At 67.8% G+C, this 24,351-nt stretch carries 21 protein-coding genes and 1 pseudogene; 10 read left to right on the plus strand and 12 right to left on the minus strand.

Going from position 1 to position 24,351, the window contains the following annotated elements:
* Window positions 1-14: 14 nt before the first annotated feature.
* The 3 genes from ACFOJE_RS08630 to ACFOJE_RS08640 form a co-directional block, all read right to left on the minus strand.
* Window positions 15-479 carry a hypothetical protein gene (locus ACFOJE_RS08630; RefSeq protein WP_377813916.1) on the minus strand — a complete coding sequence of 155 codons (465 nt, stop codon included), beginning with the start codon at window positions 477-479 and terminating at the stop codon, window positions 15-17.
* A 142-nt stretch (window positions 480-621) separates the two neighbouring features.
* Entirely contained in the window at window positions 622-1,560 is a 939-nt protein-coding gene (locus ACFOJE_RS08635) for a hypothetical protein (protein ID WP_377813917.1), read from the minus strand.
* Window positions 1,557-2,396: a DUF2092 domain-containing protein gene (locus ACFOJE_RS08640; protein WP_377813918.1), complete on the minus strand. Its 840-nt coding sequence runs from the start codon at window positions 2,394-2,396 to the stop codon at window positions 1,557-1,559. Before ACFOJE_RS08640 ends, ACFOJE_RS08635 begins: the two co-directional genes overlap by 4 nt.
* A 277-nt stretch (window positions 2,397-2,673) precedes the next feature.
* Here ACFOJE_RS08640 and ACFOJE_RS08645 point away from each other — a divergent pair, with 277 nt between their 5' ends.
* The 6 genes and pseudogenes from ACFOJE_RS08645 (at window position 2,674) to ACFOJE_RS08670 (ending at window position 8,817) form a co-directional block, all read left to right on the plus strand.
* Window positions 2,674-3,444 carry a bestrophin-like domain gene (locus ACFOJE_RS08645; protein WP_377813919.1) on the plus strand — a complete coding sequence of 257 codons (771 nt, stop codon included), beginning with the start codon at window positions 2,674-2,676 and terminating at the stop codon, window positions 3,442-3,444.
* 129 nt (window positions 3,445-3,573) lie between these two features.
* Window positions 3,574-4,671 carry an AI-2E family transporter gene (locus ACFOJE_RS08650; RefSeq protein ID WP_377813920.1) on the plus strand — a complete coding sequence of 366 codons (1,098 nt, stop codon included), beginning with the start codon at window positions 3,574-3,576 and terminating at the stop codon, window positions 4,669-4,671.
* 29 nt (window positions 4,672-4,700) lie between these two features.
* On the plus strand, window positions 4,701-6,221 hold the full coding sequence (locus ACFOJE_RS08655) for an efflux transporter outer membrane subunit (protein ID WP_377813921.1): 1,521 nt from the start codon (window positions 4,701-4,703) through the stop codon (window positions 6,219-6,221).
* Window positions 6,214-7,338 (plus strand): HlyD family secretion protein, encoded by a 1,125-nt coding sequence (locus ACFOJE_RS08660; RefSeq protein WP_377813922.1) that lies wholly within the window; start codon window positions 6,214-6,216, stop codon window positions 7,336-7,338. Before ACFOJE_RS08655 ends, ACFOJE_RS08660 begins: the two co-directional genes overlap by 8 nt.
* Window positions 7,328-8,362: a DUF2955 domain-containing protein gene (locus ACFOJE_RS08665; RefSeq protein WP_377813923.1), complete on the plus strand. Its 1,035-nt coding sequence runs from the start codon at window positions 7,328-7,330 to the stop codon at window positions 8,360-8,362. The genes ACFOJE_RS08660 and ACFOJE_RS08665 overlap by 11 nt, the downstream gene beginning before the upstream one ends.
* Before the next feature lie 13 nt (window positions 8,363-8,375).
* Window positions 8,376-8,817: pseudogene (locus ACFOJE_RS08670) on the plus strand (ion channel).
* A 160-nt stretch (window positions 8,818-8,977) separates the two neighbouring features.
* Here the strand turns inward: ACFOJE_RS08670 and ACFOJE_RS08675 are convergent.
* On the minus strand, window positions 8,978-10,042 hold the full coding sequence (locus ACFOJE_RS08675) for an NAD(P)-dependent alcohol dehydrogenase (protein WP_377813924.1): 1,065 nt from the start codon (window positions 10,040-10,042) through the stop codon (window positions 8,978-8,980).
* A gap of 85 nt (window positions 10,043-10,127) precedes the next feature.
* Complete coding sequence (locus tag ACFOJE_RS08680; protein ID WP_377813925.1) at window positions 10,128-10,412, minus strand: carboxymuconolactone decarboxylase family protein; 285 nt, start codon at window positions 10,410-10,412, stop codon at window positions 10,128-10,130.
* A 342-nt stretch (window positions 10,413-10,754) separates the two neighbouring features.
* Here ACFOJE_RS08680 and ACFOJE_RS08685 point away from each other — a divergent pair, with 342 nt between their 5' ends.
* Window positions 10,755-11,651, plus strand: a complete 897-nt coding sequence (locus tag ACFOJE_RS08685; protein WP_377813926.1) for a LysR family transcriptional regulator — start codon at window positions 10,755-10,757, stop codon at window positions 11,649-11,651.
* Window positions 11,652-11,904: 253 nt separating this feature from the next.
* Window positions 11,905-12,459, plus strand: coding sequence for a lipid-binding SYLF domain-containing protein (locus ACFOJE_RS08690; protein ID WP_377813927.1), 555 nt, complete (start codon window positions 11,905-11,907; stop codon window positions 12,457-12,459).
* Between the two features lie 108 nt (window positions 12,460-12,567).
* Here ACFOJE_RS08690 and ACFOJE_RS08695 read toward each other — a convergent pair whose 3' ends face one another.
* Window positions 12,568-13,041, minus strand: a complete 474-nt coding sequence (locus ACFOJE_RS08695) for an Lrp/AsnC family transcriptional regulator (protein WP_377813928.1) — start codon at window positions 13,039-13,041, stop codon at window positions 12,568-12,570.
* Between the two features lie 126 nt (window positions 13,042-13,167).
* On the opposite strand from ACFOJE_RS08695, the gene ACFOJE_RS08700 reads away from it, so the two are divergent.
* On the plus strand, window positions 13,168-13,791 hold the full coding sequence (locus ACFOJE_RS08700; protein ID WP_377813929.1) for a LysE family translocator: 624 nt from the start codon (window positions 13,168-13,170) through the stop codon (window positions 13,789-13,791).
* 125 nt (window positions 13,792-13,916) lie between these two features.
* Here the strand turns inward: ACFOJE_RS08700 and ACFOJE_RS08705 are convergent, their stop codons facing one another.
* The 6 genes from ACFOJE_RS08705 to ACFOJE_RS08730 are packed head-to-tail and all read right to left on the minus strand — an operon-like array spanning window position 13,917 to window position 23,639.
* Window positions 13,917-17,138: an efflux RND transporter permease subunit gene (locus ACFOJE_RS08705; protein ID WP_377813930.1), complete on the minus strand. Its 3,222-nt coding sequence runs from the start codon at window positions 17,136-17,138 to the stop codon at window positions 13,917-13,919.
* Window positions 17,139-17,151: 13 nt separating this feature from the next.
* A complete protein-coding gene (locus ACFOJE_RS08710) occupies window positions 17,152-18,345 on the minus strand; it encodes an efflux RND transporter periplasmic adaptor subunit (RefSeq protein WP_377813931.1) in 1,194 nt (397 codons plus the stop codon).
* Window positions 18,346-18,359: 14 nt separating this feature from the next.
* Window positions 18,360-19,142 (minus strand): enoyl-ACP reductase FabI, encoded by a 783-nt coding sequence (gene fabI, locus ACFOJE_RS08715; RefSeq protein WP_377813932.1) that lies wholly within the window; start codon window positions 19,140-19,142, stop codon window positions 18,360-18,362.
* A gap of 10 nt (window positions 19,143-19,152) precedes the next feature.
* Window positions 19,153-20,337 carry an acetate/propionate family kinase gene (locus tag ACFOJE_RS08720; protein WP_377813933.1) on the minus strand — a complete coding sequence of 395 codons (1,185 nt, stop codon included), beginning with the start codon at window positions 20,335-20,337 and terminating at the stop codon, window positions 19,153-19,155.
* A 4-nt stretch (window positions 20,338-20,341) separates the two neighbouring features.
* Window positions 20,342-21,298 (minus strand): phosphate acetyltransferase, encoded by a 957-nt coding sequence (locus ACFOJE_RS08725; protein WP_377813934.1) that lies wholly within the window; start codon window positions 21,296-21,298, stop codon window positions 20,342-20,344.
* Complete coding sequence (locus ACFOJE_RS08730; protein ID WP_377813935.1) at window positions 21,279-23,639, minus strand: DUF3141 domain-containing protein; 2,361 nt, start codon at window positions 23,637-23,639, stop codon at window positions 21,279-21,281. The genes ACFOJE_RS08725 and ACFOJE_RS08730 overlap by 20 nt, the downstream gene beginning before the upstream one ends.
* Before the next feature lie 268 nt (window positions 23,640-23,907).
* Here ACFOJE_RS08730 and ACFOJE_RS08735 point away from each other — a divergent pair, with 268 nt between their 5' ends.
* On the plus strand, window positions 23,908-24,267 hold the full coding sequence (locus ACFOJE_RS08735) for a DUF5064 family protein (RefSeq protein WP_377813936.1): 360 nt from the start codon (window positions 23,908-23,910) through the stop codon (window positions 24,265-24,267).
* Window positions 24,268-24,351: the final 84 nt, after the last annotated feature.

Below are 24,351 nucleotides of genomic sequence, written 5' to 3' on the forward strand. Positions count from 1 at the left end.
CTCGACTTTCCGTCTTAGGGAGTGACCTGATAGCCGCGCTGCTGCATGCAGTCGATGTAGGCGGAAGAGGCGGCGCCAGCGTTCTGATCGGCATTCCGGCGCTCCTGACGGCGCTCCTGGCGTTGCCGGGAGCCGCTCACCGCTGCGCCGGCCACCGCCCCCTGTTTGGCCCGGTCCTGGCGGTATTCCTGTTGGACGTCCTCGTCGATACGGTCGTACACCTCCTCGTGCTGACGCGCCCGTGCATTGGCGGCGGCTGCACCGGCCGCCGCCCCGGTCGCGGCGCCACGGGCACGTTCGCCGGGTTGCGAGGCGGGGCCGGTGCTGCCCGTGCTGCCGGCCTGCGCCTGGCAGGCACCGATGTCCTGCTGGATGGTCTGGGGAGACTGCCCCTGTAGCGGCGTCACCGTTTCGGCGGTGGCGGAGAGGCATACCATCGAGAAGAGCGTTGCGAGGCAAAGGGCGGGGGATTTCTTCATGGCAGGCACCACTTCGGTATGGGAGGGCCTCGGCGAGGCCAGTTCCAGAGTGGGGAAGCATCGTCCAGAGATGCGCTCCCCATGCTTCGACGGCAGGCGGCACCAGACCCCGGCGCCGGCGATCTGCGCAGCCTGCGCTTCGTCACTGCGGCGGCTGCACCGGCATATAGGTCGGCCCGGAGGCGCCATAGGCCTGCATGTAATAGGTCTGTCCGCAGCGGTAGTAGGTGGTGCCCTGAACGTTCAGCACCTCCGGTGCGCAGGGCAGGCCGGCGGGTGCTGCCGAGGTAGGCGCCGCCGGGGCTGGCGTGTAGACCACCGTGGTGTCGGATTGGGCGGGTGCGCTTTCCGAGGCGGCGGAGGTGACGACCGAGCCGACCACTGCCCCGCCGATGAAACCCAGCGCTGCAGATCCGCCATCCCAATCGTCGTCATCATCATCATGGTAATCGGGGTAATAGGCCGGCGGCGGATAGTAGGCGGCGCCATTGGCATAATTGGCCTGGCGCGCCGTCGCCGCCTGCTGCCGCGTCTGCACGTTCCGGTTCGAGGCCTGCTGCCGTTGTGCCTGATTGGCGGCGCTGGCGCTCTGACGCGTTGCCTGATTGGATGCGGCGGCGCTTTGCCGGGCCGCCTGGTTGGCCGAGGCGGCACTCTGTCTCGAAGCCTGTCGGGCCTCCTGGCTGGCCGAGGCGGCGCTCTGTCTCGAAGTCTGGCGGGCCGCCTGGTTGGCCGAGGCGGCGCTCTGTCTCGAAGTCTGCCGGGCCGCCTGGTTGGCCGACGCCGCGCTCTGCCGCGAAGTCTGCATAGCCTGCCGATTGGCGGACAGGTTGCCGGCAGCCTGTGTGCGCGAGGCGCCTGCCGCGGTAGCGCCCCGGGCACGCCCTCCGGCGGAAAAACTGCCGGCGGCAGCGGGGCCCTGGCGTGAGAAGCTTCTGCCGGCCGCCGCGCCTCCTCCGCGAGCGCCGCCACCGGAGAACCGGGCGCCGAATGCGTCACCATCCGGCATCATCCAGCCTCCCAACAGCAGTACCGAGAGCGCCAGCATGGAAAGGGTGCCGGTCGGTTTCCTGGCAGTCATGGCTTGGCTCCTTGATTCGCGCGCTCGCCCGATGGCGGGCTGCTCGCGGCAGGCAGCAGCTGAACGGCGAACAGGATCCGCTTCGCGTCGTCGGCTGGTTTGAACTTGAAGGCTTTCTTGCCGAAACGCGGCGACAGGTCCCAGTCGGAAAAGTCGGCGCGAAATTGCGGCTGGCCTTCGGCCGTGGGGTAGTTCATCACGATGCGCAGCGGCAGCGGCTGCTTGTCGTCCGCGATCCATACCTGGAAGTCCACGTTCGCGGTGCGCGCGGCGATGTGATGCGCTGGCTCGCCCAGGATATCCGTGTGCTCGACGTAGTCGATGCTGCGCACGCGGCGCTGCAGCTCGTCGGCGGACTTCGCCATCAGCAGGGGGGCGAGCGGCAGGCGCATCTGCAGATCGCGGACGAAATGCACCACTGTGGCATCGATGTCGCCGGGTTGAGGAGCCTGGGCATACACCTTCGCTGCATCGTCGGAGATGGTGATGAACCGGCCGTCGAAAAGCATCGAGTTATGGTCGCCGTCGCTGGAGGTCGCCACGATACGAATGCGGTCCGGCCGCTGGACCGCGAGCTCCCGAGTTTCGCCGAACTCGATCTTCTGGCCGTCGTCCTGCACCACGTCATAGGCGATGCGCAGCGAGGCGCTGAAGCGGTCCGTCTTCCCCAGGAATCTGGCCATCTCCATCAGGCGGTCGCGGGCGAAGCGCTGGGACTCGGTCGCCGGAGCTTCGGGCGCAGCGGTCGTCCGGTTCGGGGGGGCCGACAGCTCTTCCGCCCGGACGGCGGACATGGCCATAAGGGATACGGCCAGCAGCAGGCTCGCTCGCAGCATGGTTTCTCTCCGGGTCCGATGCCTCGGTTGCAGGGATCGCGCTACTCCGGCCAGGACGGCAGCGATGACGCCCGAGCCGGCAGGCCCCGGGCTCCCGGCCTCGTCATGGGGTCAAGCCTAGCAGCGTCTGCGGAGCCGGCCATAATCCAGAGGGAGAGCCCGACTTTCGGTCCGTCGGCCAGCGTGCCGGCAACCACCGAGCGCTCTGCGAAGCTTTGCTTTCATTTCCCTATCAGGAGTCCGCTACCCAGGCCGCCGGCCTGACCGGAGGAGGGCGATGCCCACGTTCACCTACTACCTGACCCTGGCGCTGCTCATCGGCATGCCCTGTGCCATGGAGATCGGCCGGCGCGTCGCCCTGGCCCGCGGCGAGGACTTGGCCAAGGAGTCCGAGCCGGGGGTGAGCGCGCTGGACGCCTCGATCTACGGCCTCTTCGGCCTGCTGCTGGCCTTCATCTTCTCCGGTGCGGCCACGCGCTTCGATCACCGGCGCGAGCTGATCGTCGAGGAAGCCAACGCCATCGGCACCGCCTACCTGCGCGTCGATCTGCTGCCGGCGGACAGCCAGGTCAGCCTGCGTCCGCTGTTTCGCCAGTACGTCGAGTCCCGTCTCGCCACCTATCGCGACATCCGGAGCCTGGAGAGCGCCATGGAAGACTACCGGCACAGCCAGGAGCTGCAACTGCAGATCTGGCGACAGGCGGTGGCAGGGGCCCAGCGCACGGCCAATCCGGCCGTCTACAGCCTGGTGCTGGGGGCGCTCAACGAGATGATCGACATCACCACCACGCGCCTGGCCGCTTCGCGCTTCCACCCGCCCCAGGTGGTCTACCTCATGCTCCTGGCCCTCGGCCTGGCGTCCTCCTTCGTCGCCGGCACGGCCATGGCCCGCAGCAGGACACGGCAGTGGTCGCACATCCTGGTCTTCACCCTGGTCATCTCCTCGGCCGTCTACGTGATTCTCGACATCGAGTTCCCGCGCCTGGGCTTGATCAAGGTCGAGGCGGCCGACCAGTTGCTGGTGGAGCTGCTGGAAAGCATGCGTTAGCGCCGCGGCGCCGGACACGGCCGGCCCTTGGACTATGCTTCGAGTACGCTTCGTCTCCTCGCCGCTGACCGGCGAGCGCATTGCCGGGGCGATGGACCGCCCGGAACACGTCGAGCCAAGGAACGCTCCATGCACCCGAACGCCCCCATCCCGCATCGCCCCGAGAACCCGTTGGACATCCTGATCCACGCCGGGCTGATCGCCATTCTGGCGATCTCCTGCTACCTGGTGTTCAAGCCCTTCCTCAACCTGCTGCTGTGGTCGCTGATCCTCGCCGTGATGCTCTATCCGCTGCACGGCTGGCTGAAGGCCCGCCTGGGCGGCCATGACGGTCTGACGGCCAGCCTGATCGTGGCGCTGTGTCTTCTGGTGCTGCTGGCGCCGACCTACCTGCTGACCGTCTCGCTGATCGATTCGGTACAGCATGCTCTGGAGGCGATTCGGGGCGGCGGGCTGCTGATCCCGCCGCCGCCCGATTCGCTGGCCGACTGGCCACGGCTGCACGCCCTCTGGCAGGAGGCATCCACGGATCTGGCCGGGGTCCTGCGCCGACTGGTCCCCGATTTCCGCCAGTTCTCGCTGGATCTGCTGCGCCGGGTCGCCGGTATCGGAGCCGGCTTCATGATGCTGGTCGGCGCGCTGGTCATCGCCGGCATCATCATGGCCTTCGGCGCCCTCGGCCACCGCAGCGCCCGGCGCATCTCCCGGCGGATCGTCGGGGTGCAGCGGGGCGACCGGATAGTGGCGCTCTGCACCGCCACCATCCGCACCGTGGCCCTGGGCGTGCTCGGCATCGCCTTCATCCAGATGCTGCTGATCGGCGTCGGCTTCGTGCTCAAGGGCATCCCCGGCGCCGGCCTGCTGGCCCTGGTGGTTCTAGTGCTCGGCCTCGCCCAAGTGCCGGCGACCCTGGTCACCCTGCCGGTGATCGCCTACGTCTTCGCCACCGAGGGGGCCAGCGTGACCACCGTGATTTTCGCCGTCTACAGCATCCTCGCCGGGCTGGTGGACAACGTGCTCAAGCCGCTGCTGCTCGGCCGCGGCGTGGACGTGCCGATGCCGGTGGTGCTGATCGGCGCCCTGGGCGGCATGGTGGCCAGCGGCATCATCGGCCTGTTCATCGGGCCGATCGTCCTGGCGGTGGGCTATCGGCTGTTCTGGGAGTGGGTGGATGGGACGGGCAGCGAAGATGCGACCAGGGCAAGCAGCGAGCCGGATGGCCGATAGGTATCGGCGGCCCGCGCGACCTGGCCGGCATGAGAGTCTGGCTGAGCAGTTTCCTGCTGCTGGCGCTCCATGGCCTTGGTGGCTGTGTCCGCCTCGGTCCGGACTTCCAGTCACCCCGGGAAACCTGGATCGAGCGCTGGGACAGTGACATGCTGGCCCGAGGTAGCGTCATGCGCATGCAACCGGACAGTCTCCAGTGGTGGGTACAGTTCGGCGATCCCTTGCTCGACCGGCTGATCGCCCAGGCCGATGCCGGAAATCCGGATCTGCGCATTGCCGGCCTGCGCATTCTGGAAGCACGGGCGCAGCTCGGCATCGCCCGCAGCGGCCTCTATCCGCAACTGCGTCAGATCACTGCCGATGCGCTTTACCTCGATCGCGAGCAATATGGTGGGCGCAATCCACGGGACAGCCATTTCTGGCAGTACCAGGCGGGCTTCGACATCGGCTGGGAACTCGACTTCTGGGGCCGCTACAGCCGTGCGATCGAGTCCGCCGACGCCACCTACTTCGCCAGTCAGGCCGATTACCAGAACGTGCTGGTGCTGTTGCGGGCTCAAGTTGCGCAGACCTATTTCGCCCTGCGTACCGCCGAGGCCCGCCTGCGCATCGCCCGCGACAACGCCGCGCGGCAGAAACGCAGCCTCGAGATTACCGAGCGCCTGTTCTTGAGCGGCAACAGCGACGAACTCGACCTGCAGCAGGCCAAGACCCAGTATCTCGGTACCTTGAGTACTATCCCGGAGTTCGAGGCGCAGGTACGGCAAACCCGCAATGCCCTCTCTGTGCTGATCGGCGTCCCGCCCGGTGCCTTGCCCGAGCTAGCGGTGCAGACCGGGCTGATTCCCCTAGTCGATCGCGCGCTGCTCGACGATGTGCCGGCCAACCTACTGCTGCGCCGCCCGGACGTGCGTGCCGCCGAGCTGGAGGTGGCCGCGCAGTCGGCCCGGATCGGCGTGGCCGAAACCGATCTTTACCCCTCTCTGAGCCTGCTGGGCCGGATCGGCTGGTCGGCCACCTCGCTGAGCGGCAGCGCCGATACCCTCGAGCTTTTCGCCGGTCCCAGCCTGCTCTGGAACGTCTTCGACCAAGGACGCCTGCGCAACAACGTGCGAATCCAGGATGCCCGCCTGCAGCAACTGATCGAGGCCTACCGCGATCGGGTGCGTCAGGCCGCCCGAGAGGCCGACGATGCCGCTACCGGCCTGGTCAAGGCCCTGGAGCGCGAACAGATCCTACGCGACGCGGCGTCGAGCGCCGAGCGCGCGCTGACCTTGGCCTCGGCTCGCTACCGCGAGGGCTATTCCGACTTTCAGCGCGTGCTGGAGGCGCAACGTGCCCTACTGGCCCAGCAGGACAGCTACCTAGTCACCCGCGATACCGCGGTTAACAGTCTGATCGCCCTGTACAAGGCCCTTGGCGGCGGCTGGTATAGCGAGCGCCCACTGATCGATGCGAGCACCAGCGAACAGATGAAACGACGCACCGACTGGGGCGGCCTGCTGGATGAGGTCAGCGCTCCAGCCGGGGAGGCAGACCGCTATGACTGAAGGACCGGAGACGCCTGCCGCCGCGGCGGCCGAGCCGGGGGCGCCGGCCGATCCCAGCCGCAGTGGGCTGCACTGGAGCATGGCCTTGATCGCGCTCAGTCTGCTCTGGTACCTCTTCGCCGACCGCTACACACCCTACACCCAGCAGGCCCGGGTGGAGGCCTATGTGGTGGCGGTGGCGCCAGAGGTCGCCGGGCGGGTGATCCGGGTCGCAGTACGCAACAACCAGACCGTGGAGGCGGGCCAGCTGCTCTTCGAGCTAGACCCGGAGCCCTACCAGATCGCCGTCGAGCGAGCGCGGGCCGAACTGGAGAGTGTGCGCCGGCAGGTCGGCGCCAGCACCGCCGGCATCGACTCCGCCCTGGCCGCCCTGCGCGCCGCCGAGGCCGGCGAGCTGGAGGCCCGGCAGGATCGCGACCGCCTGGAGCGCCTCTATCGCGAAGACCCGGGCACCATTTCCTTGCGCCGCCTGGAGATCTCCCGAGCCGCCTTCGAGCAGACCTCCAGCCAAGTCGCCGCCGCCCGGGCGGAAGTCCAGCGCGCCCGCGAACAGGAAGGCGGTAGCGGCGAGGACAACGCCAAGCTACGCAGTGCCGCCGCGGCCTTGGAGCAGGCCGAGCGCGACCTGGGCAACACGCGCTTGCGCGCCAGCTCCGCAGGCCTGATCACCGACCTGCGTACCGAGGTCGGCCTGTACGCCGGTACCGGCACCCCGGTGCTGACCCTGATCGCCCTCAACGATCTGTGGATCAACGCGGAAATGACCGAAAACAACCTGGGCCATCTGCAGCCCGGTACGCCCGTGAGAATCGTGCTCGACGCCCATCCCGGGGAGGTGTTCGACGGTTACGTGCGCAGCATCGGCGCCGGCGTCAGCGTCGGCCCGCAAAACCCGCCCGGCAGTCTGCCGACGGTGCAGAACAACCGCGACTGGCTCCGCGCCGCTCAGCGTTTCCCGGTGATCGTCGAGTTTGCTCCGGGCGCGCTGCGCGATCGCGGGAGCCTGCGCATAGGCAGTCAGGCGGAGGTGATGGCCTTCCCGCTCCAGGGCAATCCGCTCAATCCGCTCGGCCGCGCCTTCCTGTTCCTGATGAGCTGGCTGTCCTATGCCTATTGAGGCGTCCAGCGCCGATCCCCGGCCCCGGCGGGCCCTGCGTCTGGCATTCGGCAGCGCAGCCTGCCTGGCCGCCAGTTATGGCTTGGCTTTGCCGATTTCCTTCCTCCCGCCGCTGCTGACGCTGCTCCTGCTGGCCGCACGCAATCAGCCGCTGCCTTTGAAGGCCTGCCTTGCTCTGGCCCTGCTGGCGGCCCTCACCACCGGTGGCGGTCTGCTGCTGATCCCGCTGCTGCGCTACTACCCGGCCAGCGGTGTCCTGCTGGTCGCGCTCTGCCTGTTCCTCTGCTTTCACCATGGGCTGTACGGTGGCAATCCCCTGGTGTCGACCTTCCTGATCATCGGCCTGACCCTGGTTTCCGCCACGGGCTCCCGTGACGTCGCCGCCGCCCTGGCGGTCATCGAGGCGCTGGTCATGGGGCTGCTTCTGACCGGCTTCGCCGTGGCCCTGGGGCACGGGGTGTTTCCCGAGCCAGGCGGGCTCGCCGCGCCGCCCGCCAAGCCCTTGCCCACCCCGGAGGAGGCCGCCTGGATCGCCCTGCGCGCCACCCTGGTGGTGATCCCGGCCTTTCTCCTCGCCCTGATCGACCCGGCGAGCTACGTGCCGCTGGTGATGAAGTCGGTGGGGCTTGGCCAGCAGGTGTGCAGCACCAGCGCCCGCGATGCCGGACGCGAGCTGCTCGGCTCGACTCTCCTGGGGGGCTTGCTGGCGATAGTTTTTTGGTGGGCGCTCGGCCTCTTCCCACACCTGTGGATGTTCTGCCTGTGGATGCTACTGTTCATCCTGCTGGTGGCGCGCCGGCTCTATCGAGTGACCGCCACCCGCCAGACGCCGGGCTTCTGGCTGAATACCGCCGCCACCCTGATCATTCTTCTTGGCCAGTCGGTGCAGGACAGCGCCGCCGGCAAGGACGTCTACACGGCTCTCGCCGTGCGCATGGGGTTGTTCGTCGCGGTTGCGCTGTACGCCTGTGCAGCGGTCTACCTGATCGACCGCAGACGCTGGCGCCCGCGCTCCGCGGCCTGAAAGGAGCCCCGTCATGCTGCTCAATCCTGCTGATCGGAATCCCCATCATGCTGGTCTGCCTGCTGTTCCAGGCGGTCTTCGTGGCCATCTGCGTGCGCCGCTATGGCGTTTTTCGTCAGCGCCACGCGTTGCACAGGCCGCTGTCGCAGATCGTCTTGCTCGGCCTGGTGATGTTGCTGGCGTTGCTCGGCAATTTTCTGCAGATGTCCACCTGGGCCGGGGTCTTCGTCCTGCTCGGCGAATTCGTCGATTTTCCCACTGCGCTGTATCACTCGGCGGTCAACTTCGCCACCCTGGGCTATGGCGATATCGTCATGTCCGTGCGTTGGCGCCTGCTCGGCGCGTTGGAGGCGGTCAACGGCATCCTCATGTTCGGCGTTTCTACCGCGATGATGACCGCGGCGCTGACCGATTTGATCAAACAAGGCAGTCTGGGCGAGTCCGAGAAGACCTGAATTATCGCGTTTGTCCGGGGGCTCGCCACTCGGCGAGCCGCCCAGCGTGTCCTGAAGAGCTGCCTGCCGACCCGCAGCGTGTCACCCAGCGAGGCCGGCGAGCGGCGGCTGCGGAGGCTCGTGCCGCGGGCGGATGCCGATGGCGAAATCCGCGTGCCGGTCAGTCGCACGCCCGGACCGGGGCCGGCAGCGAGGCCATGTCGATCACGAAGCGATAGCGGACATCGGCGCGCTCCAGGCGCTCGAAGGCCTCGTTGATCTGCTCCATGCGGATCATCTCGCAGTCCGGCAGGATGTTCTTCTTCGCGCAGAAGTCGAGCATTTCCTGGGTTTCGCGGATGCCGCCGATCAGCGAGCCGGCGACCCGGCGGCGGCCGAGCAGCAGCGGCACGGTGGAGGGCTCGGCCAGCGGGCCGACCTGGCCGACCAGCACCAGGGTGCCGTCCACCTTCAGCAGCGGCAGATAGGGATTGATGTCGTGCTTGACCGGCACCGTGTCGATGATCAGGTCGAACGTGGCGGCGGCCCGGCTCATGGCATCGCCATCCGTCGAGACCAGCAGGCGGTCCGCGCCCAGGTGCAGGGCGTCGGCCTCCTTGTCCCGGCTGCGGCTCAGCACGGTCACGTCCGCTCCCAGGGCCACGGCGAGCTTCACCGCCATATGCCCGAGCCCGCCGAGCCCGATCACGCCGACCCGGCTGCCCGGGCCGGCGTTCCAGGTGCGCAGCGGCGAGTAGGTGGTGATCCCGGCGCACAGCAGCGGCGCAGTGCGGGACAGGTCCAGCCCTTCCGGCACCCGCAGGACGAACTCCTCGCGGACCACGATGTGCTTGGCGTAGCCGCCGAAGTTGTTCTCTCCGCTGATGCGGTCGGGGGCGTTGTAGGTGTCGCCCCGGCCGTCGAGGCAGAACTGCTCCTCCCCCGCGTGGCAGTGCCGGCATTCCTGGCAACTGTCGACCAGACAGCCCACGGCGACGCTGTCGCCGACCCGGTAGCGGGTGACCCCGCTGCCGATGCCGATCACCCGACCGACGATCTCGTGTCCCGGCACGGCGGGGAAGACGGTCCAGTTCCAGTCGTTGCGGACCGTGTGCAGGTCGGAGTGGCAGACGCCGCAGTAGAGGATCTCGATGGCCACGTCGTTGGGCCGCAGCTGGCGACGCCGGAACTCGAAGGGCGCCAGCGGGGCGCCCGCGCTTATGGCCGCGTATCCGATGGTGAACATGATCGGTTCTCCTGTTGCAATCAAAGGCGAGAGGCGCCCGGAACCGGCCGGGCGCGCGTCATTCGAGGGGGAGGGCGGCCGGCGCTCAGGGGCTGTCGGGGGCGCCGTCCGCGGGTTCGCTCAGCGTTCTGCGGGAAAACAGGCCCCGGGCGATCGCTTCGAACAGCTCCTCCCGGCTGACGCCGCTTTCCAGGGCCTTGTCCAGCTGCAGCGGCAGCTCGCCGGTGCGACGCAGGGCGACCAGGTTCGCCACGCTGGCGAGGCAGTGCTCGCGCGGGGAGAGTCCGGGCCATTCCCGGACGTTGCCGGTCGCCGGGACCGGGGACGGATCGCTAGAGCAGTCGCAGGCAGTAGAGATGGGGTCGGACATGCGCGCTCTCCGTATCGCCGGTCGTATCGTTTTCGTGGTGGCGCCGGCGCTCCCGGCTCGGCGCCCCCGCTCAATGCCGCAGGGCGAGCCGGGATGCCGGAGCCGGACCTGGCGGTATGGTACGAGCCGCACATCGATCGATTAAGGGCATGGGTACGCATGCTCCTATGAGCTGGGCTCATGAATGCCTCCGGCCGGTCGGGACGATTTCCAGCACCTGGCCCAGCGGGCATCGTGCCGGGGCAATCGAATGTGCCTATGCCTCCCGTCCTCGTCGCTTGGGGACTGGATGCGTGATGGGGATGGCATAATCCGGGGCCCTTTCATGCGTGGAGCCGATGAATGGCCCGGGAAAACTACAGCGATCTGCTCGCCTTCATGGCCGTCGCCCGCGAACGGAGCTTCACCCGCGCCGCCGACCAGCTGGGCATCTCCCAGTCGGCGCTCAGCCATATCATCCGCAACCTGGAGGCCCGGCTCGGGCTCCGGCTGCTGACCCGCACCACCCGCAGCGTCTCGCCCACGGAGGCGGGGGAACGGCTGCTGCGCAACGTGGCTCCCCGCTTCGAGGAGATCGACAGCGAGCTGGCCGCACTCCGGGAGCTGCGGGACAAGCCGTCCGGGACCATCCGCATCACCGCCACCGATCAGGCGATTGATACCATCCTCTGGCCGAAGCTCTCGAAGATCCTTCCCGACTACCCGGACCTGAAGATCGAATTCAGCAGCGATTACGGCCTGTCGGACATCGTCGCCGACCGCTTCGACATGGGTGTGCGGCTGGGAGATCAAGTGGCCAAGGACATGATCGCCGTGCGCATCGCCCCCGACATGCGCATGACCATCGTCGGCTCTCCCGCCTACCTGGCCGGGCGGCCGCTGCCGACGACTCCCCAGGACCTCACCCGGCATACCTGCCTCAACCTGAGGCTGCCGACCCGGGGCGGCCTGTATGCGTGGGAGTTGCAGAAGGACGGGCGGGAGTATCAGGTGCGGGTCGAGGGGCAGGTGACCTTCAACGGCATCTACCCGATTCTCGACGCCGCCCTGGCGGGATTCGGCCTGGCGTACATCCCCGAGGAGCTGGTGCAGCCGCACGTCGCAGCCGGGCGCCTGCTGTACGTCCTGCAGGACTGGTTCCCGACGTTCCCGGGCCTGCACATCTTCTACCCGAGCCGACGCCAGTCTTCGCGGGCGCTGGCGCTGGTGGTCGACACCCTGCGCTATCGGGGCGAGTAGCGCCGCGCTTCATCGACCGCTTTCCGTCGGGAGCCGGCGCGCCCCCGCCACGCTCATCGGGCCTGCTGCCGTTCTCCGTGCCGATCGCCGCTTTCATCGGAAAGCTCGGGAAGGGAAAAGCACGCCGGAAAATCCGATCTATCCTTCAGACCGTGAAGCGAGCCGGGCAGGGGTTTACGGCTGAAGACCAGCCGATCCGGGGCTTGCGCCAAGGCGCGCGAGTGACCTGCGATCCCCCAGGGAGATCAAGGATATGTCACGAAAACTGCTTTTCTCGCTCCTGCTCGCAGGCCTTGCGCTGCTGGCGACCGGCTGTGCCGGTTCGGGATCGTCCTCGACCGCCGAGAACATCGACCAGGATTCCCGGCAGGCGCTGAAGACGCTCTACTCGACCAATCCGGAGGCCCGGGAGATCGCCAGGCAGGCCAAGGGGATTCTCGTCTTTCCGAAGATCATCAAGGCCGGGCTCATCGTCGGCGGCAGCTACGGCGAGGGTGAGTTGATCGTCGATTCCAAGGTGCAGGGCTATTACAACACCGTGAGCGGCACCTACGGGCTGCAGGCCGGCGCCCAGTCGTACGGCTACGTCTTGTTCCTGATGAACGACAAGGCCTTGGACTATCTGCGCAAAAGCAGTGGCTGGGAAATCGGCGTGGGGCCGTCGGTTACCGTCGTCAATGCCGGGGTCGCGAAAAAGCTGTCGTCCACCACGCTGCGCGACGATGCCTATGCCTTCATCTTCAGTCAGCAGGGCCTGATGGCGGGACTCGGCCTCGAAGGAACCAAGATCACCCCCGTCGAGCGCTGAAACCCGCTCCGCTCGAGGGCTTGCACGCTTCCCTGTCGGGTAGCCGGAAGCGTGCGGCCGATATCGCTTGGGGGCGAGCGAATTCGCGATGCTGCTGTTTTTGCCTCGTCAAATTGGCAGTGCAGACGAGGACTTCACGTCTCGCAGGGAAAGGTTCGACTGGATCGATGCCACACCGGGCAGTTTGCGTAGGCGGTCTCGAACAAAGGTCCCGTAAGCATCGAGGTCTGCGGCCACTATCTGCATCATGTAGTCGCAGTCGCCGGTGACGTTATGGCAGGACAGTATCTCGGGCATGCCGGCCACGAGCCTTTCGAAGAGCAACGGCGTTTCTCCGGCATGGTTGCCCAAGGTCACCTGAACGAACGCCACGACGCCATACCCGAGTTTCTTTCGGCTGAGATTGGCTTGGTAGCCCTCGATGACCCCCTCTGCCTCGAGACGTTTCAGACGACGCCAGCACGGCGTTTCGCTCAGAGCCAGCTTCTCGGACAGCCTGGCATTGGACAACCTGCCATCCGCTTGCAGCGCTCTCAGGATGGCCCGGTCGGTTTCGTCGAGAATGGCATTTGGCGGATTCATTTCATCTTGGTCGCGATATTGAAAGACTCTTGCGAAGAATAAGCCGCTCACCGGAAAGATAGCGGCAAAATTTCCCCTCGATCATGGGAATATTCTTCATCCTTTAGCCTGCTGTCGAGCGCTGTGATGATCGATCCGTCGGACCTTCTTGTTTTCATGGCCGCGCTGGCGGCGGTCTATCTGCTGCCTGGTCCGGACATGGCATTGGTCATCTCCACCTCGGCTTTACGAGGCCCGAAGAGCGGCCTGATGGCTGCCCTCGGACTGGCTCTCTCCAGGACGCTGCATGTCACGCTGTCCGCGCTCGGTCTGGCAGCGCTGTTCCATACCCACCCGATCTTGTTCGATGGCGTGCGCTGGGTGGGCGCGGCGTACTTGATGTGGCTTGCCTGGAAGATACTCAGCCGCGCTGATGGCGACGCAACGGAAATCGCGACGGAAACAGGTGCCGGCTGGGCGGCGATTCAGCGAGGGGTTCTGACCAATCTGCTGAATCCCAAGGCGTTGATGTTTTGCGCGCTTTTGTTGCCCCAGTTCGTTTCGACGCAGCACGACCTCGCAGCGCAGTACCTGATTCTCGGCAGCGTTCTGGTCGGGCTGGGGTTCTTGTTCGATGTGGTCTATGCGCTTGCCGCATCCAGCGTTGCCAAGCGCTTCTCCGGCTCGCGTTCCATCCGGAAGATCTCGACGCTGGCGTTCTCAGGCATCTTCGGCTTTGCCGCCATTCGCCTGGCAATCGGAGGCAGCTAACCAGGGCGGCAACATCGGTCAAAGGCCGCTCTGCAATGCCCTCAGGTCTGGCCGAGCCTTCGACGCTTCGCCGAACAGCCAGCCATCGACTGGAGCCAGGGAGACCCCTGGTTTTCCGCTCCCGCTCAGTCCCCCTCGCGCTTGTCTTGGGGCGCGCCGCTCAGGGTGCCGCCCAGCGTCGGCGGTTCGGCGGGATGGGATGGTGGGGGGGCGGGCTGCTTCTTGGCGCTGGCCTTTTCGGAGAGCCGCTCCACCAGGTAGTAGAACATCGGGATGAAGAACACGGCGATCACCGTCGCCGCCAGCATGCCGCCGATCACCCCGGTACCGATGGAGTGGCGGCTGTTTTCCGAGGCGCCGACGGCGATGGCCAGGGGCACGCAGCCGAGGATGAAGGCCAGCGAGGTCATCACGATGGGGCGCAGGCGCTCCCGGGCCGCGGTCATCGCCGCGTCGAACACGGACATGCCCTGCTCGCGGTTGAGCACGGCGAACTCGAAGATCAGGATGGCGTTCTTCGCCGCCAGGGCCACCAGCATGGTCAGGCCGATCTGGAAGTACACGTCGTTGACCAGGCCGCGCAGGAGGATCGCCAGCAGCGCGCCGAACAGGGCGAAGGGTACCGCCAGCAGCACGCCCAGCGGCAGGGTCCACTTCTCGTACTGGGCGGCGAGGATCAGGAACACCATGACCAGACCGAAGACGAACACCTGGGACGAGGTGCCGCCGCTCTTCTTCGCCTCGAACGCCTCGCCGCTCAGGGCCATGGCGTAGTCGCTGGAGAGGACCTGCCCGGCGACCTGTTCGAGGGCCGCCAGCGCCTGCCCGGAGCTGTAGCCCGGCGCGGCGTTGACGGTGATCTTCACCGCCGGGAAGTTGTTGAAGCGGGTCACCAGGTCCGGGCCGGTGACGTAGCGGCTGGTCACCAGGGCCTTGAGCGGTACCATCTCGCCGGTGCCGTTGCGCACGTAGATCTGCTGCAGGTCCTCGACCTTCAGGCGGTAGGCCGGCTCGGCCTGCAGGATCACCTGCCACAGGCGGCTGAACTTGTTGAACTGGGACACGTATAGCGAGCCGAACATGGTCTGCATGGTGCTGTACACGTCCTCCACCGGTACGCCCAGGGTCACCGCCTTCTCCCGGTCCACGTCGGCCAGCAGCTGACGCGAGGCGGCGTTGAAGGTGGAGGTGATGCCGCCCAGCTCCGGGCGTTTCTTCGCCTCGGCGACGAAGTTGCCGACCACCTCGGCCAACTGGCCGATGCTGGCGTCGCCTTTGCTCTGCACCCACACCTCCATGCCGCCGGTGGTGCCCAGGCCGGGAATCGAGGGCGGGTTGACCGGCAGGACGATGCCTTCCAGCACTTTCGAGAAGGCCCCGGCCGCGGCCCGGATGACCGCCGGGGCGCTCTGCGCGCGGATGCTGTCCGCGTCCTTGTAGCGTTCCTCGAAATCCTTGAAGCCGACGAAGAAGGCGCCGGCGTTGTTCTTGTTCTGGCTGTCCAGCAGGCTGTAGCCGTTGACCACGGCCACGCCCTCGACCGCTTCGTTCCCGATGAAGTAGTCGCTGACCAGCTGGCCCACCTCGCTGGTACGGTCCAGGCTGGCTGCGTCGGGCATGATCACCGCGCCGAGCAGGTAGCCCTGGTCCTCCGGCGGCAGGAAGGCGCCGGGGATGCGCTGCGCCATCAGCACCGTGAGCACCACCATCCCGGCGAACAGCAGCAGCCCGAGCACGAAGCGCTTGATCATGAAGGCCACCGAGCGCGAGTAGCCCTCGGTCATGCGCTCGAAGTTGCGCTCGAACCAGCGGAAGAAGCCGCGCTTCTGGCCGTGGGCGGGCTTGATGAGCAGGGCGGCCAGGGCCGGCGACAGGGTCAGGGCGACCAGGCCGGAGATCACCACGGAAATGGCGATGGTGATGGCGAACTGCTTGTAGAGCTGGCCGGTGATGCCGCCCATGAAGGCCACCGGAACGAACACCGCGCAGAGCACCAGGACGATGGCCACCACCGGGCCGGCCACCTCGTCCATGGCGCGCTTGGCGGCGTCCTTGGGGCTCATCTGGTGGACCTGCATGTTTCGCTCGACGTTCTCGATCACCACGATGGCGTCGTCCACCACGATGCCGATCGCCAGCACCATGCCGAACAGGGTCAGCATGTTGATGGAGAAGCCCATGACGGTCATGCCGATGAAGGTGCCGACGATGGACACCGGCACCGCCAGCACCGGGATCAGGGTGGCGCGCAGGCTCTGCAGGAACACGTAGACCACCACCACCACCAGCACCAGGGCCTCGAAGAAGGTGTGCACCACCTCGCTGATCGAGGCGCGGGTGAAGGCCGTGGTATCCATCACGATCTTGTACTCGATGCCCTCGGGGAAGCTCTTCTTCATCTCCGCCAGGGTCGCGGTGACCGCCTTGGACACGTCCAGGGCGTTGGCGCCGGGCTGCTGGTACACCGACATCAGGGTCGCCGGCTTGCCCTGGTAGGTGCCGCGCAGGGAGTAGTCCTTCTGCCCCAGCTCGGCGCGGCCGACGTCGCGCAGGCGGACGATGGCCGCGCCGCCGCTGGCCGCGCGGATGATGATGTCCTCGAACTCCTCCGGCTGGGTCAGGCGGCCCTTGGTGGTGACCGCGAAGGACTGCTCCACCGCCTCGCCGGTGGGCGACTGGCCGATGCGGCCGACGGCGAACTGCTGGTTCTGGTTGGCCACCGCCTGCTGCACGTCGGTGGCGGTGATGCCGAGCTGGGCCATGCGGTCGGGCTTGAGCCAGATGCGCATGGCGTAGTCCGGGGTGCCGAAGATGCTCGCCTGGTTGGCGCCGGGAATGCGCTTGATCGCGTCGAGCAGGTAGAGGTTGGCGTAGTTGGCGATGTAGGTGCTGTCGTAGCGGTTGTCCGGCGAGTAGACCGCGATCACCATCATGAAGGCCGAGGACTTCTTCTGTACCTGGATGCCCTGGGTCTGCACCGCCGAGGGCAGCTGCGGCAGGGCCAGGTTGACCCGGTTCTGCACGTCCACCTGGGCCAGCGAGGGATCGGTGCCGATCTCGAAGTAGACGTTGAGGGTCATGTTGCCGGTCGCCGAACTGGACGAGTTCATGTAGATCATGTTGTCGGCGCCGTTGACCTGCTGCTCGATGGGCGCGGCCACGTTGTTGGCCACCACCTCGGCGTCGGCGCCGGGGTAGGTGGCGGACACGGTGATCTGCGGCGGGGTGATGTCCGGATACTGGGCGATGGGCAGATTGAGCATCGCCACCGCGCCGGCCAGGGTGATGACGATGGAGATCACCGAGGCGAAGATCGGCCGGTCGATGCAGTAGTGGGAGATGCTCATGGCGGCGGCTCGCTCAGGGTCCGGCCGCGGCGGCGGCGGGCTGCGCCGGCGTGGGCGCCTCGACGATCTTCAGCGGCACGCCGGGCGCGACACGGATCGCCCCGTCCACCACCACCCGCTCGCCGACCTGCAGGCCCTGGGTGATGAACCAGTCGTCGCCGTGCCAGTCGCCCACGTCCACCACGCGCTGCTCGGGTTTGCCCTGCGGGTCGATGACCCACACGTACTGGCTCTTGGCGCCCTGCAGCACGGCCCGCTGCGGCACCAGAATGGCGTTGGGCCGCGCCGCCCCCTGGAGCAGGGCGCGGACGAACTGGCCGGGGCGCATCAGACCGTTCGGGTTGGCCACCACCGCCCGCACCAGGAAGGTGCCGGTCTCCTTGCTGAAGGAGAAGTCGGCGAAGTTCAGCCGGCCGCGCTCGGGCACCATCGAGCCGTCCGCCAGCACCACCTCCACCTCGAACTCGCTGTTGGGCGGGAATTTCAGCCGGCCGGCGGCCATCTCGCTGCGGTACTTCAGCAGCTCGTTCTCGGAGATGCTGAAGTTGACGTAGATCGGGTCCATCTGCGCCACGGAGGTCAGCAGGCCCTCTTCGCCGGGGGTCACGTAGCTGCCTTCCTGCTTCTTGGCGAAGCTGGACAGGCCGGTCAGCGGCGAGACGATGGTGGTGTAGCCGAGGTTCAGCTCGGCGGTGCGCAGCACGCCCTGGGCGCTGAGCACACTGGCGCGGGCCTGCAGCTCGCTGCTGATGGCGTCGTCCAGTTGCTTCTGGCTGATCGCGCCCCGGGCCGCCAGCGGGCGGAAGCGGGTCAGATCGAGCTTGGCCGTCTCCCAGCGCGCCTCCTGCTGGGCCAACTGGCCGCGGGCCGAGAGCAGCTCCGCCTCGAAGGGCTTGCGGTCCATCTGGAACAGGACCTGGCCCTCCTTGACCAGCTCGCCCTCGGTGTACAGGCGTTTTTCCAGGAAGCCGGCGACCCGGGCGCGGATCTCCACCTCGCGGGAGCTCTGGGTCTGGGCGACGAATTCGAAGGTCACCGGGGTGTCCCGGGCCGTCACCGTCATCGCCGTCACCTCGGTGGGAGCGCGCGTCGCCACCTGCTTCTCCTCGCCGCAGCCGGCGAGCAGGGCGAGGCCCAGCAGGGCGAGCCGCCAGCCGACGCGGGTCGGGGCGCGCAGGGAGCCGAACCAGCCGTCCGTGGATTTCATGCTCGGCGCCCCGCTCAGGCCATGATGTTCACGCCGCCGTCCACGTACAGCGTCTCGCCGGACAGGCGACGGGCGTAGGGGGTGGCCAGGTAGGCGCAGGTGAAGCCGACGTCCATGATGTCCACCAGCTCGCCCAGCGGCGCGCGCTGGGCGGCCTGGTTGAGCATCAGGTCGAAGTCCTTGAGGCCGGAGGCGGCGCGGGTCTTCAGCGGGCCGGGGGAGATGGCGTGGACGCGGATGCCCTTGGGCCCCAGCTCGTAGGCCAGGTAGCGACAGCAGGCTTCCAGCGCGGCCTTCACCGGGCCCATCAGGTTGTAGTTGGGCACCACCTTGCTGGCCCCGTAGTAGCTCATGGCGAACAGGCTGCCGCCGTGGCTCATCAGGGGCGCGGCGAGGCGGGCCATGCGCACGAAGGAGTGGCAGGAGATGTCCATGGCCTGGCCGAAGCCCTCGGCCGAGGAGTCGAGCAGCCCGCCCTGCAGGTCCTGCTTGGGCGCCCAGGCGATGGAGTGCACCAGGATGTCCAGGCTGCCCCATTGCTGGCGGATGGCCTCGAACACCGCCTCCAGTTCGTCGGGACGGGTCACGTTCAGCGGCAGGAAGATCGGCGCCTTCAGGGCCTGGGCCAGCGGCTCGACGTAGCCGCGAGTCTTGTCGTCGGCGTAGGTGATGGCCAGCTCGGCGCCCACCTCGGCGAAGGCCCTGGCGCAGCCGTAGGCGATTGAGTGCTCGTTGGCCATGCCGGTGATCAGGGCCTTGGCGCCCTGCAGGATCGGACGGGGATGCTCCGGGCTCATGGGCGTCTCCTCAGGTCGGCGCGAGCGCCTGCCGGGTGTGGCGGGCGATCATCAGTTCTTCGTTGGTGGGGATCACCCAGGCCGAGACCGGGCTGGAGGCCGTGCTGATCCGCGGGCCGCCGCCGGCGTTGGCCGCTTCGTCGAATTCCAGGCCGAGCCAGGCGGCGTCTCGACAGACGCGTTCGCGGATCTCGGGCGCGTGCTCGCCGATGCCGGCGGTGAACACCAGAGCGTCGAGGCCGCCGAGGGCCGCGGCCAGGGAGCCGATCTCGCGGCCGATGCGGTAGACGAACAGGCCCACCGCCAGGGCGGCGCGGGGATCGTCGCTGGCCAGCAGCTCGCGCATGTCGCTGGAGATCCCCGAGACGCCGAGCAGGCCAGACTCCTTGTAGATCAGCCGCTCGATGGCCCGGGCGTCCATCTTCAGCTCGTCCATCAGGTAGAGGATCACCCCCGGATCGAGGTTGCCGCAGCGGGTGCCCATGGGCAGGCCGTCCACCGCGGTGAAGCCCATGGTGCTGGCCATGCTCCTGCCGGCGGCCATGGCGCAGAGGCTGGCCCCGTTGCCCAGGTGGGCCACCACCACCCGACCGTCCGCCGCCTCGGGCGCCACCTGCGGCAGGACGCCGGCGATGTATTCGTAGGACAGTCCGTGGAAGCCGTAGCGCCGCACGCCGCGCCCGGTGATGGCCGCTGGCAGGGCGAACAGCTGCGCCAGTTCCGGCTGCCTGCGGTGGAAGGCGGTGTCGAAGCAGGCCACCTGCGGCAGCTGCGGGGCCCGCTCGGCCACCGCGCGGATCGCCGCCAGGTTGTGTCCCTGGTGCAGGGGTGCGAGGGGCACCAGTTTCTCCAGGCGGGCGAGGATGTCGCCGTCGATCAGCGCCGGCTGGGAGAATTCCGGGCCGCCGTGGACCACCCGGTGACCGATGGCCAGCAGCTGGTAGCGATCGCGAAAACTACGAAGGAACTCAACCAGATGCAGGGCCGCGCGGTCCTGGCCGAGGCGGTCGTCCTCGCTCCAGTGGCGCTCGCCGAGGGTCTGGCCGGCGGTGTCCACGGCGACGAAGTGCGCCGCGCCGTAGAGCCCTTCCACCTGGCCCTTGAAGCGCAGTTCCGGCCCGTCGGGGGCGTCGGCGAAGAGGGAGAACTTGAGGCTGGAGGAGCCGGCGTTGAGGACCAGGATCACCTTTTCCATGGGCTCACCCCACCACCTTGCCGGTGCTCTCGCGCCGGGCCTTGGCCACCAGCGCCGCCACCGCGCAGGAGGCGAGGCGGGTGGTCAGCGAGTCGGCGCGGCTGGTCAGGATGATCGGCACCCGCGCGCCCAGCACGATGCCCGCGGCATCCGCCCCGGCGAGGAAGGACAGGCTCTTGGCGAGCATGTTGCCGGCTTCCAGGTCGGGCACCACCAGCACGTTGGCGCGGCCGGCCACCGGCGAGTCGATCTTCTTGATCTGCGCCGCCTCCAGGCTGATGGCGTTGTCCAGCGCCAGCGGCCCGTCGAGGACGGCGCCGGTGATCTGCCCGCGGTCGGCCATCTTGCACAGGGCGGCCGCCTCGATGGTGGAGGGCACGGCGGGGTTGACCGTCTCCATGGCCGAGAGAACGGCCACCCGCACCTCCTGGTACGACTCGCCGATCTGCAGGGCATGGGCCAGGTCGATGGCGTTCTGGGTGATGTCCATCTTCTCCGCCAGGGTCGGTGCGATGTTCACCGCCGCGTCGGTGATGATCAGGGTTTGTTCGTGGTCCGGCACGTCCATCACGAAGCAGTGGCTGACCCGCCGCGCGGTGCGCAGGCCGGTGTCGCGCTTGACCACCTCGCCCATCAGTTCGTCGGTATGCAGGCTGCCTTTCATCAGCGCCTCGGCCCGCCCTTCGCGCACCAGCTCCACCGCCCGGGCGGCGGAGGCCCTGCTGTAGGGGGCGTCCTCGATGGGCAGGCCGCCGATGTCGAGGCCGTGCTGCTGGGCCAGGGCTTCGATCCGCTCCCGCGGGCCGACCAGGATGGGGGCGATCAGGCCGCTCCTGGCCGCATCCACCACGCCTTCCAGGGAAGCCTGGTCGCAGGGATGGGCCACCGCCGTGGGGGTGGGCGGCAGCGAACGGCAGTAGTCGATCAGCCGGCGATATTTTTCATGCTTGCCCGTGGTCATGGGGACCCTCCGTTTTCTTCGATGAAGCCCGCCGGGGGGCCTGGCGCTTGGGAGCCGGACGGCTGCCCAGCAGACTGCGGATGCGTTCGAGCATGGCGCGCTGCTCGGCGGTCGGCTCGGCCCGCTGCACGCGCTCGTCCTGCATCAGCCGGTCCAGCAGGGTCAGCAGCCGCTCGCGGTCGTCCGGGTCGGCCAGCAGGTCGGGCAGGGTGGCGAGGGCCCGCTCGGGTTCGTAGCGGACGACGATTTCCTGCTCGCCGCGCAGGCGGCGCCACTGTGCCGGGGGCAGCTCGGGCAGCAGCTCGGCGTAGTCCCGGGCGACCTCCTGGCGGGTCGCCAGCAACGACAGGGGCAGATCGCCCTGGCGTGCGAGCAGGGCCATCACCCGGGCGAAGGCCTCGCCGTAACCGCCCTGATCGAGGCTGGCGAGGGTTTCCCGGACGAAGTCCAGCTCCCGCGGCTCGACCTGGGGAGTCGCCTGCGGCTGCGCCTCGGCCTTGGCCGGCAGGTAGAGGGAGTAGAGGCTGCCGTAGATCTGGAAGAACAGCGCCTCGCAACTGGCGTCGCGCAGGGCCCGGTAGCAGTCCAGCGAGGCGCTGAGCAGTTCGGAGCCGTACCGCTCGAGGCGGTAGGGCGTGGCGTCGGACTCGGGCTTCTGGCGCTGAGCCTTGACCGCCTGGGCGGCCGGGCCTAGCCACCAGAGCCAGGGATTGCGGTCGGAGCAGCCCCAGTGCTGTACCCGCAGCGGATGGAACTCGCGCAGCAGGTTGGCGGTGCGCTCGTTGGAGAGGAGCTGCACCAGCGGCTGGGCGAAGAGCTGGTAGGCGCGCTGGTTGAACTCGGAGAGCGCGGCCACCGCCTCGAAGGCCCGCTCGTCTACCCGCTGGAAGCGGTTGAGACGGGGGAGGATCTCCTCCAGCCGGTGCTCGCGGAACTCCACCTCGTAGGTCACCCGGCCGCCGTCGCCCTTGCGCTCGATGATGTGCATGCCGTACAGGCCGGGCGGCAGCACCTCGATGGACTCCAGCACCGAGACGATCTGGGTGTGCTCCTTCTTCGCCACCTTGCCCGAGACGAATATCCCCAGGTGGCCGATCTCCTGGTGCACCAGACCGACGATGACCTGGCCGCGGGCCTTGATCTCCTCGGTGCTGCCGTAGACGTCGGCGACCCAGTTGAAGGCCTGCTGGGGCGGGGTGATGTTGTCGCCCATGGAGGCGAACAGGATGATCGGCGACTTGATCGCCCGCAGGTCGAAGGCCTCGCCGCCGGGACCGCGGGTGTCGCCGCTCCAGAGCCGGTTGCCGACGAAGAGGTTGCGGGTGATCCACTCGATCTCCTCGCGGTTCATCAGGAAGTAGCCGCCCCACCAGCGCTCGAACTCCAGGAAGCGCGGCGGCTCGGTATCGATGTTGGCGAACAGGTTGTAGTACTTGTCCCAGTAGCTGTTGGCCGGATTGAGGTTCTCGAAGTTCTGCACCAGCCAGGCGCCGTCGAAGACGCCGTTGCCCAGGTCGGAGGCGAAGGAGGCGAGCCAGGTGCCGCCGAGCAGCCCGCCGCTGTAGCGCATCGGGTTGTCGCCTTCGCCGGCCTGCCAGGCACCGCCCCAGTAGGACATGGGTGCGCCGTTGATGACCACCGGACCCGTGTCGTCCGGGACCGAGGCGGTCAGCATCATCGCCGCCCAGCCGCCTTGGCAGTTGCCCACCAGCACCGGCTTGGGACTGTCCGGGTGCAGCTCGCGCACCCGGTGCACGAAGCGCTCTTCGGCGACGCACACGTCGAGCAGGGTCTGCCCCGGCTCCGGCTCGCGGTAGAAGATCATGAAGTACACCGGATGCCCGGCGCGCAGGGCTACTCCCACCTGGGAGTCGTCCTTGAAACCGCCGATTCCCGGCCCGTGCCCGGCCCGCGGGTCGAGGATCAGGTAGGGCCGTCGCTTCGGGTCCACCTGCACGCCGGGCGGCGGCACGATGCGCAACAGGGCGTAGTTGACCGGCCGCTCGAAGGTGCGGCCGTCCAGCAGCGTCTCGTAGTCGAAATGCAGGACCGGCGGTTGGCCCTGCTCCAGGTGCTCCAGATAGGCGTTGCCGCGCTGGCGCAGCGTGTCCCAGAAGAGAATGGAGCGCTGGATGACGTCGACGCCGTAGCGGCACCAGTCGCTCCAGAGGTTCCACGGCGCGACGGGCCTGGTGGACAGATCGGCGATTTCCCGGTCGTAGGCATGGCGCACCCGCTCCCGGAAGTTCTCCTGGGCGATGCCCATGCGCTTGTGCAACACCTTCCCGGCCTTGGTGGAAATCTCGTGGCTGCGTGCCAGCCGGGCTGCCAGGTCATCCATGTTTCTGCCCTGCGGTTGGATTTCAGGGGAAGTGTAGGAGCTGACGCGGGATTGCCCGTACCGGTGGTCGGTTGAGACGAGCGTGTCTTCCTCGGATGCCCGTCCGAGGACATGACGCACCGGCCGGCCCGGCTCGGCGGCCGAACGTCGCCGCTGGGCATGGCGCGCCGTGCAGGCTGCGACCGAGTGTCTAGACTCAGCGCAGGCGGAGCTCGTCCCCCCTGCGGCGGACGGGCTCCCAGGACGGCCTTTGACGAGGAGACCTCCAATGTTCGAGCCGGGTCATGTGCATCGCGCAGTCGAGAAGAACGAGTTCAACCCGCAGGGCTTCACCGTCGACGTCTACTATGACGTCCGCGAAGACCCCACGGAGGGCAAGATGCTGCACATGCGCATGGAGGGGGACATCGACGGCAGGCACTTCGCCGACGAGTGCGAGCTGTACCGCGACGTGGCCTACGACTTCATGCGCGCCCTCAACCAGATCGCCGTGCGCAACGGCTTCAACCCCCGCCAGGGTCCGGTGCTGCGCGATCACCGGGAGTACGACGCGATGTACCACGACATCCGCACCAAGCTGGACCTGAAGCCGGGCGAGCCGATCAACTTCGACCATCTCAACTTCTAGGTTGGTAGGTTGGGTCATTTCCCCCGGTCGCTCCCAGCCCTCCTTCCGGGTAGGGAATGCAGGCCAATCGCCAACCAATGTATG

It is taken from the genome of Azotobacter bryophylli (assembly GCF_042643485.1).
In the GTDB taxonomy this organism is placed as follows: Bacteria; Pseudomonadota; Gammaproteobacteria; order Pseudomonadales; family Pseudomonadaceae; genus Azotobacter; species Azotobacter bryophylli.

Coding starts and splice junctions, on each gene's coding strand:
- ACFOJE_RS08700 (WP_377813929.1), top strand. CDS start 13,168: ATGATCGATCCGTCGGACCTTCTTGTTTTCATGGCCGCGCTGGCGGCG.
- ACFOJE_RS08675 (WP_377813924.1), bottom strand. CDS start 10,042: ATGTTCACCATCGGATACGCGGCCATAAGCGCGGGCGCCCCGCTGGCG.
- ACFOJE_RS08680 (WP_377813925.1), bottom strand. CDS start 10,412: ATGTCCGACCCCATCTCTACTGCCTGCGACTGCTCTAGCGATCCGTCC.
- ACFOJE_RS08725 (WP_377813934.1), bottom strand. CDS start 21,298: ATGACCACGGGCAAGCATGAAAAATATCGCCGGCTGATCGACTACTGC.
- ACFOJE_RS08710 (WP_377813931.1), bottom strand. CDS start 18,345: ATGAAATCCACGGACGGCTGGTTCGGCTCCCTGCGCGCCCCGACCCGC.
- ACFOJE_RS08695 (WP_377813928.1), bottom strand. CDS start 13,041: ATGAATCCGCCAAATGCCATTCTCGACGAAACCGACCGGGCCATCCTG.
- ACFOJE_RS08630 (WP_377813916.1), bottom strand. CDS start 479: ATGAAGAAATCCCCCGCCCTTTGCCTCGCAACGCTCTTCTCGATGGTA.
- ACFOJE_RS08705 (WP_377813930.1), bottom strand. CDS start 17,138: ATGAGCATCTCCCACTACTGCATCGACCGGCCGATCTTCGCCTCGGTG.
- ACFOJE_RS08640 (WP_377813918.1), bottom strand. CDS start 2,396: ATGCTGCGAGCGAGCCTGCTGCTGGCCGTATCCCTTATGGCCATGTCC.
- ACFOJE_RS08720 (WP_377813933.1), bottom strand. CDS start 20,337: ATGGAAAAGGTGATCCTGGTCCTCAACGCCGGCTCCTCCAGCCTCAAG.
- ACFOJE_RS08645 (WP_377813919.1), top strand. CDS start 2,674: ATGCCCACGTTCACCTACTACCTGACCCTGGCGCTGCTCATCGGCATG.
- fabI (WP_377813932.1), bottom strand. CDS start 19,142: ATGAGCCCGGAGCATCCCCGTCCGATCCTGCAGGGCGCCAAGGCCCTG.
- ACFOJE_RS08735 (WP_377813936.1), top strand. CDS start 23,908: ATGTTCGAGCCGGGTCATGTGCATCGCGCAGTCGAGAAGAACGAGTTC.
- ACFOJE_RS08660 (WP_377813922.1), top strand. CDS start 6,214: ATGACTGAAGGACCGGAGACGCCTGCCGCCGCGGCGGCCGAGCCGGGG.
- ACFOJE_RS08690 (WP_377813927.1), top strand. CDS start 11,905: ATGTCACGAAAACTGCTTTTCTCGCTCCTGCTCGCAGGCCTTGCGCTG.
- ACFOJE_RS08635 (WP_377813917.1), bottom strand. CDS start 1,560: ATGACTGCCAGGAAACCGACCGGCACCCTTTCCATGCTGGCGCTCTCG.
- ACFOJE_RS08730 (WP_377813935.1), bottom strand. CDS start 23,639: ATGGATGACCTGGCAGCCCGGCTGGCACGCAGCCACGAGATTTCCACC.
- ACFOJE_RS08665 (WP_377813923.1), top strand. CDS start 7,328: ATGCCTATTGAGGCGTCCAGCGCCGATCCCCGGCCCCGGCGGGCCCTG.
- ACFOJE_RS08685 (WP_377813926.1), top strand. CDS start 10,755: ATGGCCCGGGAAAACTACAGCGATCTGCTCGCCTTCATGGCCGTCGCC.
- ACFOJE_RS08655 (WP_377813921.1), top strand. CDS start 4,701: ATGAGAGTCTGGCTGAGCAGTTTCCTGCTGCTGGCGCTCCATGGCCTT.
- ACFOJE_RS08650 (WP_377813920.1), top strand. CDS start 3,574: ATGCACCCGAACGCCCCCATCCCGCATCGCCCCGAGAACCCGTTGGAC.